Here is a 13,687-nt window from a genome sequence, read left to right as displayed (position 1 = left end):
TTTACTCCGTTTTAACTCTTTAGTATAGAAGCGGCTGATTTTCTTTAGCCATATTCAATAAATTATGACAGAAGACCGATTTTCCTATTTATTTGAACAGCATTTCATTAAGAAAGCCAGCAATGCAGAAATGGAAGAATTTATGCATTTTATAGATTCTGGTAATTTTGACGGCCAGCTTGAAGTGTTGATTGATCAGTATTATGGAAATTTTAAACCACAGCAAAGCCCTTTTTCTCTAGCACTTGAAAATAAGATATTGAATGTAGTATTGAATGCAAGGCCGGCACTTAAGGAAATTAAAGTTGTTGTTCGGAAAAAGTTATGGGCCAATATCTCCGTCGCAGCAAGCATTGTACTTTGTTTAGGAACTGCTTTTTATTTTTATAAGATCAATGCCTATAAAAAAGAACAAGAGTTGGCAGCGAATTTCATTGGTCCGGGAGCAAGCAAAGCACGGTTAGTTTTAGGGAATGGAAAAGTGATACTGCTGGATACCCTAAAAAATGGAATGCAGGCTTTTGAAGAAGGAGTTGAGGTTACTAAAACAAAAGACGGGCAACTGATCTATAATGTTAGTGCTCAGGATAAAGGTGAAAAGAGTGCAATAAATACGATCGAGACGCCTAGGGGGGGGCAGTTTCAGGTGAGCCTTCCGGATGGTACCAAAGTGTGGTTAAATGCTGCTACTACTCTCAAATATGCAAATGCCTTTAAAGATAAAAGAAGAGAAGTGATGTTAAGTGGCGAAGCTTACTTTGAAGTTGCGCATCGTGAAAATCAGCCTTTTGTTGTACATACAGATAAACAAGAGGTAGAGGTTCTGGGTACGCATTTTAATATAAATGCCTATAATGATGAGGAAACTCAGGTTACTACATTACTTGAAGGCCGGGTAAAAACAACAAGTAAATCAAATGTCTTATTATTGAAACCTGGTGAGCAGGCTGTTTTAAACCTAAACAATAACCAGTTAAAAATGAATAATGCAGATCTGGAAAGTATTATGGCCTGGAAAAACGGAGATTTTATTTTTAAAGATGAAGATCTGGCCAGTGTGATGAAAAAAGTAGAACGGTGGTATGACGTGGATGTTGTTTTTCAGGATGTTGATCCGAAATCCATCAAATTGGGTGGCTGGGTATCACGTGGGAAAAATATTTCAACAGTGATTAAAATTATTGAACCAATTGCGGATATACATATTAAAATCGAAGGAAGGAGGATAACTGTGATGAAGTAACTCTACTTTACACAGGGAATCTGAATAAATCAGGAGTGCGACTAACACTCCTGAAATCCGTTGGATCATCCCTGATTACTTATTTATGCGAACAAACAACTAAACCGATAACCCAAACAACTCAAATGTATGAATTTTAGTAGTAATTTCTCATGCGGAATAAATTCCGGCATGAAGAAATTGAGTATATGCCCGGACGTGAAGCTGAACCGGCTCGGTCTTTCTTTAAGGCGAAAAATAATTATGCGTATTAAACTCATTTTTTTTATTGCATTGAGCACCTTATTACAGGTGAGTGCCAATAGTTTTGGCCAGAAAATTACCATCAACCAAACCAATATCAGCTTAGAAAAGGCTTTAAAATTAATTCGTCAGCAAAGTAATTATGATGTTTTATTTGAAGCGAATGTGATCAGGAAACAATCCGGTATAAACATTCATGTGAATAATGGTACACTTGCAGATGCACTTAGGCAGTGCTTAACAGGTACGGGCTTTACTTATAAGATTGAGGAAAAAACGATTTTAATTAAAGAAAAATCTATCATAGAAGAACTTGGCGAAAAAATCGCCAACCAGTTTCAGGACAATAGAGTACGGGGACTGGTTACATCGATTAATAGCCTCGAAGGACTTCCGGGTGCGACAGTAATGGTTAAGCGGACTAAAAAAGCTGTCTATACTGATTCTTATGGTCGTTTTGAAATCAAAGATGTGTTACCAAAAGATACGCTGGTTTGTAGTTTTATTGGTTATGTAACAAAATATTATCCGGTAGGAAAAGAAAGGGAGTTTTTTATTAGAATGGAAGAGACCACCAATGCGCTTGACGTTGTAGTGGTACAAGCATACGGAAAAACCACGAAGCGTTTAGCTACAGGGAATATTGTTAGTGTTACTGCTGATGATATCGAAAAACAGACAATTTCAAATCCGTTGCTTGCCCTTCAGGGCCTGGTGCCCGGACTTGAAATTAAAGCTCAGAATGGCAACCAGCTTAGTGTACCAAAAGTAGAACTTAGGGGACGAAGTGCCATCAATTCTAATTTTACTTCGGAGCCTTTGTACATCGTGGATGGTGTACCATTGACCGTATTGGGCAATAGATTCACAGGCGCAGGTACCAGTAATCAAGGTGCGATTTCTTCGGGCCTCGATCAAAATATGCTCGCTGGTGGAATTAGCCCACTGTATAATATAAATCCGGCCGATATTGCATCGATTGAAGTATTGAAAGATGCAGACGCTACAGCTATTTATGGTAGCAGGGGAGGAAACGGTGTAATTTTAATTACAACAAAAAAGGGACATGTAGGTAAAACTAAATTTAGTGCCGGCTTAAAGCAGGGAGTACAGGTCGTGATTGCTAAATGGGACATGTTAAATACGGAACAATATTTAGAAATGAGACGTGAGGCTTTAAAAAATGATGGCATTACACCGACCGCTGCGAATGCACCTGAATTGATGGTTTATGATCAGAACAGATATACAGACTGGCAGGAGTATACATGGGGTAATACTGGAAAATGGACTGACTTTAACGCAGGTTTATCCGGTGGAGATGCCAATACAAATTTTAGAATATCAACGGGATTAAACAGTACGCGCGACATCACGACCTCAAGTGGAAAAAATCAGCGTCTGTCTTTTGCCTCTAATTTATCACATAAAAGTAAGAACCAGCGTTTTGATTTGAATCTTTCGGCTCAGTTTTCGGCTGCTAATAGTAATGTACGTGGCCTTTTGGGTAATATTGCAAGACTTGCTCCAAATGCTCCTGATGTTTACAAAGAAAATGGTGAGCTCAACTTTGATGCATGGAAAACTGACATGCAGGAATTTACAAGTATGAAAAAATCTTCGGATTTGAAAACAAACCTGTTAAATGCCGGATTAAATTTAGGCTATACAGCTTTAAAGAATTTATCATTTAGATTGAATCTTGGTTACAATAGCAGTGGTTCAGAAGTCCGGTTAACCACTCCGCTTTCTTCATTTGGACCACTGGCCGTAAATCCTACCTCTTATATAAATTGGGGTACTACGGCCGCTAAAAATATCATTGTTGAACCACAGGTGGAGTACAATGCGTTTATCGGAAAAGGAAGTCTTAATGTTTTGACCGGCGCTACCGTACAACATAATTCAACCACCTCCATTAGCATACGGGCCAGAGGTTTTCTTTCAGATGACCAGTTGACCAGCATGAATTCTGCAGCAGAATTTAACAGTGAAGAGAAAATAAGACAATACAAATATGCCGGTATCTTTGCAAGATTAAGTTACAATTGGGAGAATAAATATATTTTGAATTTAAATGCCAGAAGAGACGGGAGTAGTCGCTTTGGGGCTGCCAATCGTTTCGGAAATTTCGGCTCCATCGGAGCAAGTTGGATTGCATCTGAAGAATCATGGCTAAAAGACAGGTTGCCAAAGGCCATTAGTTTCATCAAATTTCGAGGTAGTTATGGTATTCTGGGAAGTGATGGTGTAGGAGATTACCAGTATTTAACCCAGTGGGGAAGTGAAAGCCCTTCTGGTAAGCTTTATCCGTACGAAGGAGTGAGCCCGGTAATACCACAAATACAACCCAATGCAGATTTTCGCTGGCAACGCAATTCGAAATCGGAACTGGCCATGGAACTGGCATTTTTTAAAGACCTGGTAAGCTTGGACGTTGTATGGTACAGCAATTACTGCGATAATCAATTGCTGAATTTCCCTATACCAAGTTATAGCGGTTTTTCTACAGTAGTTTTAAATTCTCCTGCAGAAGTAAGAAACAGTGGTTTAGAGTTGAGCTTATCAGCGAGGGTCGTAAATACAAAAACAATCGGATGGACTACTTCAATTAACTTCTCGAAGAATAAAAATATACTGGTAGGTTATCCAAGATTGGAAGAGTCGCCATATTATTCAGCTTATAAAATCGGACAATCGTTAAATAATACTTATGTATTTAAAAATACAGGTGTCGACCCCCAAACGGGAAATTACACTTATTATGACTACAATGGTGATGGCGAAATTAAATACTTAAATAATGTGCCCGTGGGTACAATGGGAGACGATCGGGGATTGGCAATCAATACTGCACCAGATTTTTTTGGAGGATGGTCAAATTCCTTCAGGTTTAATAAATTTATGCTGTCTGCAAGATTTTACTATGTAAAACAAAAAGGTAGAATGAGTTTCGGCTCTTCTGGTAACTCAAATTCAAGCTTGTATCAATATGAAAATAGCTGGCATAAGCCCGGTGACCAGGCGATATATTCAAAATATACAACCCAGGAAAATCAACTCAATAACTTTGCGGCTACATCAGATCTGATGTTTGTAGATGCAGATTTTTTCCGTCTGAGAGATCTTAACCTTGGTTATTCATTGCCAGCAGATAAATTGAAGTTTTTGGGAATAACATCGCTCTCATTGAATGTGAACGTTACCAATCTATTTGTCATTACCAATTATAAAGGAATGGATCCCGAGATACAGGAATTTGGTAATATGCCATCGTCGAGAACTTTGACTATGGGCTTTAATTGTAGTTTTTAAGATTATGAGAATCATGAAATTGAAATATAAATCTTTTGTTTACGTTGCCTGTATAACTGTTTTTTTGAGCACAGGTTGTAAGAAACTGGTAGAAATAGATGAACCAATAGATACCAAAACGAGTATCAAAGTTTTTAATACTGATGCCCAGGCTGACCAAACACTCGCTGGCATATACAGCCAGATGATCGGAGGCGACAGGACACTTAAAATGATGTTTGGAGGTGCAACAGTTTATGGTGGACTGGCTGCAGACGAGTTTAACGTGACAAATATTATAAATAGCCCGCTAGATTACGAAATATTTAAGAATCAGATTCTTGTGGATAATGATATTTTAGAATCGGTTTTGTGGCAACAGACTTACAAAGTCATTTATACTGCCAATGCTATTTTAGATGGGGAATCAGCATCGGTTTCGTCACAACTTACTCCAGCTAAACGTATTGAACTTAAGGCCTCGGCAAAATTCCTCAGGGCTTATGGTTTTTTTTACCTGACTAATTTCTATGGTGCAATCCCTCTACCGCTGACTAGTGATTATACACAAACCATCAGATTAAAAAGAGCAGAACCTGAACTGGTATACCAGCAGATTATACAGGACTTAACGGAGGCTTTGGCACTCTTTTCTGATCCCCGGGCTGCAGGATTTACGGCTAAAACCAGGGTGAACAAGTCAGCTGTAGAAGCTATGCTGGCCCGGTGCTATTTATATACAAAAGATTGGGCGAAATCTGAAAATCATGCAGATGCGGTGATTTCTACTACGGCGCTTCAGCTGGAAACTTTGCAAAATACTTTTGAGCCTAATAGTAAAGAAACCATTTTTCAGTTGTCTGTAAATCCATCAGTTAGCGTAGGTATGATTAGCGAGACAGAAAATTTGTCGCCACTTTATGCATTGTCTTTTCTTCCTCCTGCAGACCGCGATTTATTTTTAGATCCAGATTTTTATAAAGAGATTGAACTTATGGTACAACCTCGAATTGGTTTGCACGATGGACTGGTTAACGCTTTTGAAGCGGGAGACAATAGGAAAACCATCTGGGCCAATTACAATGGTACGCCAAATGTGGCGCCGTATTTTGGAAAACCGATGTATTTTGCGTTTAAATATCCAAACGATCCTGTTATAGAGCGGACCAATTATGTATTGATGAGGTTAGCAGAAATATATCTTATCCGAGCCGAGGCCAGGGCAATGCAAAATAAAATCGCTTTGGGAAAAGAAGATATTGATAAAATCAGAAAAAGGGCTGGATTGGGAAATACGCCAGCGGTAGATCAGGAAAGTTTGCTTGTCGCTGTCGCACAGGAGCGCAGAATAGAATTGTTTGCTGAATGGGGACATCGTTTTTTTGATCTTAAAAGAACTGGTAAAGCAATTTCAGTATTGTCTATAATTCCGGAAAAGAACGGCATTACTCTAAATCGGTTGTTATTCCCTATACCGCCGAATGAAATTTTGGCAAATTCTAATTTAACCCAAAATCCCGGCTACTAAGCAAATACACAAAAACATATAAAACAATGAAACCTTATTTATTAATGAAGGGAGGGAAGGCTTTGGCCTTACTTTCCCTGAGTGTGCTGCTCTCTGCATGCGAATATAGCCTTGAAGTACCTGAAGATCAGGAGCGTAAAACGCTGTTTGAGATTGACCATTCCAGGCAGAATCCAGGTATCAAAGGTTATACTTCATGTGGAATAGGTGCCGAAGAACCTGTGGAAGACACAAGTGATGGTATAAACACAAAAGAGATGCTGCAGATTCCATTACCTGATCTGGAAGCCGACGAAAAACTATTAAGCCGGCTGGAAAAGTTCAGACCATTGGCAGAAAAGTTTTTAGCGCAGTTATCCAAAGCCAAAAGTGATGGTGTGCTGCTTGATCTGAGAGCAGATAGAAAAAAATCGGGTTTCAGGGAGGATTATGTGTTGGAAAAAGAAGATGATTTTGCCTTACCAGTAATTATCCTATGGGATGAAGCTTCGGTTTTAAGAGCAGAAAAAATTAAAACTGAGCTCAGCAGTCTTCCGGAAATAAGCACCCGAAAAATAGAACAGAAAAACCTAAATATTAATCACGAAAAAAACACACAATGAAAATTAAGACATGCAGTAAGCTGCTATTGATTGGTTTAATGACTTTTACTTCCTTTTTTGCAACAGCACAAAAAAGAAAAAGTAAAAAATCTAAAATGGCACTGACCGATACGACTAAAGCGGTGGTAAGGCCAAAGATCAACCCAAATAAAAAAATTAAATCTTACGAAAGCGTAGTTAATAAGAGTTTTAACAGCAAAAAGGGGCTGTTTAGCGTACATCGTTATAGGGATACCATCTATTTTGAAATACCCGATAGTTTGTTAAAAAGAGACATTCTGGTTATCAATCGCCTTAAAAAGTCACCTGCTGGTTCAGGAATGTATGCCGGCGAAATGCTGGATGAGAACTTAATCAATTTTGAATTGGGACCAGATTCATCAATCAGGGTCCGGTTAAAATTAATTGTTGATGAAGCAGATCCAGGCAGCAACATCAGTAAGGCAGTAAGAGCAGCAACCCTTGACCCGATGATCGCTACATTTCCGATTAAAGCTTATGCTAAAGATTCCAGCAGTTATGTAATTGACATGTCTAAGTTTTTAACCGAAATGAATTTCATCAATAGCATAGGACCCTCAGCAGAAATATTGAAAAAGATTTCCGCCAGTCCGCTGAAAGATGTTGAGATAGAATCGGTACATGTTTATCCTTTGAACGTAGAACTTGCGCTGAGCAAAAATTTACCAGGTAAATCGGTTGTGGCGGGTGTATCGACCGCAAGTATAGAAACGAATACTTCATTTATTGTTTTACCTAAAGTGCCTATGCAAAGAAGGTATGCTGATAAAAGAGTTGGATATTTTTCAAGGTTCTTTAATGTTTTTGCCGACGATCAGCACCGTGCTGAATCTAAGTCGTTTATTTCCAGATGGCGTTTAGAACCAAAAGATGAAGACATAGAGAAATGGAAAAGAGGTGAATTGGTTGAAGCGAAAAAGCCGATTGTAATTTACATCGACCCGGCAACGCCAAAACAGTGGGTGCCGTTTCTGATTGACGGAATAAATGACTGGCAGGGAGCGTTTGAAAAAGCAGGTTTTAAAAATGCAATTGTTGGAAAAGCATGGCCGGAAAATGACAGCACAATGCAAATCGATGATGCCCGTTATTCTGTTTTAAATTACCTGCCCTCAAATATTCCAAATGCATATGGACCACATGTTGCTGATCCAAGAAGCGGAGAAATCATCCAAACGCATATTGGCTGGTACCATAACATTATGGACCTGCTCAACCGCTGGTACTTTACTCAGGCCAGTGCGGTAGATCCTCAGGCGAGGAAAGCTAAGTTCGATGGCAATTTAATGGGAGAGCTGATTCGTTTTGTATCCAGTCATGAAGTGGGGCACACTTTAGGCTTGCGTCATAATTTTGGTTCAAGCAGTAAAACTCCTGTGGATAGTTTGCGAAATTTAAACTATTTAAAGAAAAATGGTCATACCGCCAGTATCATGGATTATGCTCGTTTTAATTATGTAGCACAGCCGGAAGATCATATTCCTCAAAAGTATTTATTTCCAAGAGTGGGCGATTATGACGAATGGGCTATCGAATGGGGATATAAAAGTAGCTTTGCAGCCAACGCAGATGAAGACAATAAGATTGTTAAAGAATGGATAGTAAAGCGTGTTGGAGCAAATCCAAGGTTATGGTATGGTGATGGTGAAGGGATAGGCGGTGATCCACGTACACAAACAGAAGATCTGGGAGATAATGCGGCTAAGGCAAGCACCTACGGTATTAAAAACCTGAAAAGAATTGTGCCCAATTTAAAAACCTGGTCATACGAAAAAGGTGGTACTTATGAAAACCTGCTTATATATCACACAGAAATCATCACGCAATACAACCGGTATTTAGGTCATGTGATGAAAAATGTAGGTGCTTTCCATAGAACCGTTAGGAACGAAGATGAAAAATTACCTGCATTTAATGCTGTGCCCAGAAAATTACAACTTGAAGCAATGGCATTTTTCGACAGAGAAGTATTTACAACTCCTTTGTGGCTGATTAATTCGGGCATGGAAAAATACGATATGGATCCTGCTTATTTGCCTAAAGATAACCCTACAGGCAGACATACAGTAGAGAATTTACAAATCAGGACTTTAAATACTTTGCTGAAGGACGGAATGTTGCAGCAGATTGAGAAAAATGCAAAACGATTTGGAAAAGGAACTTACTCGCTGGATGACCACATGAATGCATTGCGCAGAAGCATCTGGAAAGATTTAAACGCAGGTCAGATAAAAATGGATAGCTACCGTAGAAACCTGCAAAAGAGTTACGTTGGGGCACTGATAGAGATTGTTACTTTCAAAAACGTTGAAACTGCCGAGACAGATGTACCATCTATCATAAAAGCTGAGTTGAAAAATCTGCGTGTTAAGATTCAGAATTCGATTCCAAAAACAAATGACAAACTTACAAAATATCATTTAATAGATTTGAAGGAGCGAATTGACAAGGCGCTTTATATTAAAGGCTAAAAAGTTCTCACCTACACAACAGTTAACCGCACAGCCTCCTCACTAATTTTAGTCTGGAGGCTGTTTTTTAATGATCATTTTAATTTCTTTTACAATGCTTAGAAAGACGACAATTATGTTTGCCGGTCTTATGGTTTCCTATTTTTTAAGCTATGGACAAACCGTGTTATCCGGAGTAGTGAAGTCTTCAGACGGACTACCGATGCCCGGTGTGAGTATTAAACTAATAAGGTCGAATTTTGGCACTTCAACAGATTCAATCGGACGGTTCAGGTTCGTTACCAATCTATCGGGGAATTACCTGCTAAAAGTCTCTGCAATTGGTTACCAAACCGATAGTTTACGTTTACCGATCAAAGGGGACAGTCTCCGGGTAAATTTCATGTTAAAGGAAGATAACCAAAACCTGATTGGTATTCAGGTTTTGAATAAGCGAAATTTGACTGAGGTTAACCACAACTATACACTTGGTCCAATCGCATTGGTTTTGACTGCTGGTGCGGCAGCAGATGTGACTGCTGCTTTACAAACTTTTCCGGGGGCAGCTCCTGCAGGAAATGAAACAGGTTTTTTTGTACGTGGAGGTGCTGCTGCCGAAACTGTTGTGTTGTTTGATGGCATGCTTGTGAAAAATGCTTTTGGCAGTCGCTTACCGGATCTGGCCAACAGAAGCAGGTTTTCAGCTTTTATTTTTGATAAAACAGCTTTCACTGCTAACGGATATGGTGCAAGCAACGGCCAGGCCTTATCTTCAATTCTAACGATGGATACCAGGGGAGTAGCCAATAAATCTTCGACTGAGTTTTCGGTAGTTAGCCTGGGGGTAGGAGCCGCACATACGCATCGTTTTAAGAACAGTTCTTTAACGCTGGGCGGGAATTATTATAACTTTTCTCCGTATAATAAAATAGTCCCTCAATATACAGATTGGGATAAAGACCCTGAACAAAAACAGTTCTCGCTTCATTATAAATTAAAAACTTCGGGAACAGGAATGTTCAAGGTTTTTGCTGATTATAGTGATACCCAACTTTCATTCAACATTGATAATCCAAATTCTGTCTTAAAAGATTTGCTTTACAACAAGAATAAAAATCTATATGTAAATACCAATTATCAGGATTATGTAAGTGGAAATTGGAAGCTATTTGCTGGGATATCTTATAATAAAACCCTGGAGTCGGGAAAGGTTAATACGGATACTTATTACCAGACTGATGAAGTGTGGCATCAAAAAATGTCCTTTACGAGGAAGTTTAGAGGGAGTTCAGTGTTAAATATCGGAGCCGAATTGTTTGAGAATTCGAGAAACGAAGGCTATGCCGGGCTATCAAGAAAATACAGTGATGTGCTGGCAGCAGGTTTTGCAGAGTCGGAGATCTATTTTATGGATCAGCTTAACTTAAAATCAGGCCTTAGACTGGAGTCCTCCTCTCATCTCGATAAAATGAATCTGTCACCTCGTACGGCTTTATATTTTCAGGCTGATCAGGAAAATAAGTTTGTAGCCTCCTACGGTATGTACTACCAAAAACCAGATGATAGTTTTTTAACACAAACATCCGCACTGAATTATGAGAAGTCTATACAGTATGCCCTGGAATATGAATTGAAACTGCAGTTTCGGATTCTGAAAATATCGGCTTATGTGAAAGATTATCAGCATCTCGTGAAAATTAAAACTCCGGTTTTTTCAGGTTTTCAGGCTTATGGACCGCCGCTTGAGATTTATGAATTTAATAACAACGGTGAAGGATTTGCAAGAGGCTTTGATTTGTATTGGAAAGATAAGCAGAGTGTCGAACTACTGGAATACTATGTTTCTTATTCTTATCTTGATACTAAAAGAGATTATATTGATTTTCAAACCTTAGCCAGGCCTGCCTTTGCACCTAAACATACGTTAAACCTTGTTGCAATGAGGACTGCAGCCAACGCTCGCTGGCAATTTTCGGGAACTTATACTTATAGTAGTGGAAGGAGTTACTATAACCCTTTAAATCCTGTATTCATGGGGGATAGAACTCAGCACAATCACAATTTAAGTTTAGGGATTACACATTTGCCACGTTGGATTAAGGGGTTTTCTGCTTTTAATCTTAATGTCAATAATGTACTGGGATTAAAGAATGTATATGGGTATCGATATGCTTATGACGGAAGTCGAAGTACGCAAATTTTGCCTCCCGCAAAACGAAGTTTTTTATTAAGTTTTTTAATAAATCTGGATGGTGATGATTTTAATCATTAACGGGATTTTATGATATAAAAAAATGGGTTATGAGGTTTGCAAATGAATTTGCTGAAATTTGTATTATATTTGATTGAGCGATAAAAATCGTATTTACACACACTTATGCCTAAAATCCTTCCTGATATAGAGAAAGAACTGCTTTTAAAGTTGAGGTCTGGAGATCAGAAGGCATTTAATGTCTTGTATCAGGCGTATGAAAGAAAGGTTTACTATAACCTGAAAAAGCTTGTGCATATTCCCGAAATTGCCGGAGAACTTCATCAGGATGTTTTTCTTAAAGTTTGGAATAAAAGAGCGTATCTGGATCCGGATATGCCATTTGAAGGCTTTTTAGTCACTATTGCCCGAAATTGTGCGATCGATTTTTATCGGAAAGCTGCAAGAGATAAGCTGCTGACAGAACAGCTGGCTTTGCTCATGACTGAATTTCATGATCCCATTTCTGAGATTATAGCCTTAAAAGAAACGAATAAGGTATTGGAAATGGCGATTAGTAAACTTCCTCCCCAGAGAGGTCTCGTATTCAGACGAATTAAAATGGAAAACCAAAGCTATGAAAATACAGCCAGGCATTTTGGTGTTTCGATAGGTACAATTAAAGATCATATGGCTAAGGCATTGCAATTTGTGCGTGCTGAAATCAGTAATTCTAAACTAATATTGTTACCCGCTTTTATCATTAGCGCATTGGTTCATATGATATGGAGATAGTTTTTATAGCTTTATACAAGGCTTTTTGTTGAGCTAAAAAAAATAAAAATTAGAGCATAGACTTTTCTTTTTTGCAGCGTATAGTAGTATAGAGTTAAGCCAATACTATGCAGGATTTAAAACTATTATATCAAAAATTCTTATCGCGCCAATGTAGTCCCGAGGAAATTAGCTACCTGATGGATCATTTCCAATTAAAGGGAGCGGAAACTGAGTTAAATGATATGATCCTTGCTCAATTGGAATCGGAGGATTATGGTGAGCAGGATAATGAAGAAGTTAACCATGTGCTGAATAACAACCGCGAATTGATCAATAGCAAGATTAATGAAGACCTTCCTGTTAAAAAGGTCTATTCATGGCACATTTACCTTAGGGTGGCGGCTGTTCTTGGCCTAATCACTGCATGCTCCTGGTATTTCTTTAGCTTTAATGCTGATCAGCAGCTTTTAGGCAATACGATCCTGGCTTCGGGTGATGTTGGTCCTGGAAGCAATAAGGCAAGGCTTACCCTAAGTAATGGCGAGTCTATTGATCTTGAAAATGCAAGCGAAGGTTTGGTTGTTAATAAAAACGGCACAAGCTATGCTAAAATTATAGGAGGAAAACTGACTTGTCTGTTGCAGTCATCCGGAAAAAGTGATACAGCATATAATTCAATTACAACTCCAAAGGGGGGCATTTATCAATTGGTTACCCCCGATGGGAGTAAGATATGGTTGAACGCTTCCTCTGAACTTAAATTCCCTACAAATTTTGGTGATAGTAGGCGTGTAGTAGAGCTTAAGGGCGAGGCTTATTTTGAAGTGTCTAAAGATGAACGCCGCCCGTTTGTGGTAAAAACCGCCGGTCAGGAAACAGAAGTTTTAGGAACTCATTTTAATATCAATAGCTACACTGATGAGGTTGCCACAACCACTACCTTATTTGAAGGGGCTGTTCGGGTACATGATGTAAATAGTACCAAGCATGTGCTGCTCAGCCCGGGACAGCAATCCGTTTTAAAAGATCAGCAGCTTACAGTACAGAAGGCAGATGAATCTGCAGCACTGGACTGGATGAATGGAAAGATTGTTTTTAAAAATGAAAAGCTTAAAAACATCATGCGTAAAGTTTCCAGGTGGTATGGCGTTGATGTTCAGATGAAAGGGGATATTGCTGATTTAGAGTTCTGGGGAGCTGTTTCACGCAATCATAATCTTTCGTCGATTTTAAACTATCTGAAAGAAACCGAGGATCTCGATTACACGATAAAAGGGACGAACGTTACAATTTTTAAGAAAGAAACAACAACTAAAAAATAAACAAAGACTAACTAAC

The 13,687-nt window shown here is 38.8% G+C and carries 8 protein-coding genes; all 8 read left to right on the top strand.

Translation table 11 applies throughout. The annotated features are described in order from the left end of the window. Positions 1-64: 64 nt before the first annotated feature. The 8 genes from R2Q84_RS18805 to R2Q84_RS18770 all read left to right on the top strand — a co-directional run bounded on the left by R2Q84_RS18805 (position 65) and on the right by R2Q84_RS18770 (position 13,671). The gene (locus R2Q84_RS18805; protein ID WP_316818135.1) at positions 65-1,243 is read left to right on the top strand and encodes a FecR family protein; all 1,179 of its coding nucleotides are present in this window, start codon (positions 65-67) and stop codon (positions 1,241-1,243) included. Between the two features lie 129 nt (positions 1,244-1,372). Beyond that, complete coding sequence (locus R2Q84_RS18800; protein ID WP_316818134.1) at positions 1,373-4,801, top strand: SusC/RagA family TonB-linked outer membrane protein; 3,429 nt, start codon at positions 1,373-1,375, stop codon at positions 4,799-4,801. Positions 4,802-4,814: 13 nt separating this feature from the next. Next, positions 4,815-6,308 (top strand): RagB/SusD family nutrient uptake outer membrane protein, encoded by a 1,494-nt coding sequence (locus R2Q84_RS18795; protein ID WP_316818133.1) that lies wholly within the window; start codon positions 4,815-4,817, stop codon positions 6,306-6,308. A 26-nt stretch (positions 6,309-6,334) separates the two neighbouring features. After that, a complete protein-coding gene (locus R2Q84_RS18790; RefSeq protein WP_316818132.1) occupies positions 6,335-6,910 on the top strand; it encodes a hypothetical protein in 576 nt (191 codons plus the stop codon). Further along, positions 6,907-9,402, top strand: coding sequence for a zinc-dependent metalloprotease (locus R2Q84_RS18785; protein WP_316818131.1), 2,496 nt, complete (start codon positions 6,907-6,909; stop codon positions 9,400-9,402). Before R2Q84_RS18790 ends, R2Q84_RS18785 begins: the two co-directional genes overlap by 4 nt. 94 nt (positions 9,403-9,496) lie before the next feature. Further along, on the top strand, positions 9,497-11,653 hold the full coding sequence (locus R2Q84_RS18780) for a TonB-dependent receptor (RefSeq protein WP_316818130.1): 2,157 nt from the start codon (positions 9,497-9,499) through the stop codon (positions 11,651-11,653). 105 nt (positions 11,654-11,758) lie between these two features. Beyond that, positions 11,759-12,367: an RNA polymerase sigma factor gene (locus R2Q84_RS18775; protein WP_316818129.1), complete on the top strand. Its 609-nt coding sequence runs from the start codon at positions 11,759-11,761 to the stop codon at positions 12,365-12,367. A 107-nt stretch (positions 12,368-12,474) separates the two neighbouring features. Next, positions 12,475-13,671 (top strand): FecR family protein, encoded by a 1,197-nt coding sequence (locus tag R2Q84_RS18770; RefSeq protein WP_316818128.1) that lies wholly within the window; start codon positions 12,475-12,477, stop codon positions 13,669-13,671. Positions 13,672-13,687: the final 16 nt, after the last annotated feature.

Source organism: Pedobacter nyackensis, assembly GCF_032678475.1.
GTDB classification, from domain to species: Bacteria; Bacteroidota; Bacteroidia; order Sphingobacteriales; family Sphingobacteriaceae; genus Pedobacter; species Pedobacter nyackensis_A.
The sequence above is the reverse complement of the archived record's forward strand: the minus strand, read 5'-3'. Positions and strand labels throughout refer to the sequence as shown.

Bases quoted from the DNA above. Each gene is read 5' to 3' on its own strand.
- R2Q84_RS18805 (WP_316818135.1), top strand. From the start codon at position 65: ATGACAGAAGACCGATTTTCCTATTTATTTGAACAGCATTTCATTAAG.
- R2Q84_RS18800 (WP_316818134.1), top strand. From the start codon at position 1,373: ATGAATTTTAGTAGTAATTTCTCATGCGGAATAAATTCCGGCATGAAG.
- R2Q84_RS18795 (WP_316818133.1), top strand. From the start codon at position 4,815: ATGAAATTGAAATATAAATCTTTTGTTTACGTTGCCTGTATAACTGTT.
- R2Q84_RS18790 (WP_316818132.1), top strand. From the start codon at position 6,335: ATGAAACCTTATTTATTAATGAAGGGAGGGAAGGCTTTGGCCTTACTT.
- R2Q84_RS18785 (WP_316818131.1), top strand. From the start codon at position 6,907: ATGAAAATTAAGACATGCAGTAAGCTGCTATTGATTGGTTTAATGACT.
- R2Q84_RS18780 (WP_316818130.1), top strand. From the start codon at position 9,497: ATGCTTAGAAAGACGACAATTATGTTTGCCGGTCTTATGGTTTCCTAT.
- R2Q84_RS18775 (WP_316818129.1), top strand. From the start codon at position 11,759: ATGCCTAAAATCCTTCCTGATATAGAGAAAGAACTGCTTTTAAAGTTG.
- R2Q84_RS18770 (WP_316818128.1), top strand. From the start codon at position 12,475: ATGCAGGATTTAAAACTATTATATCAAAAATTCTTATCGCGCCAATGT.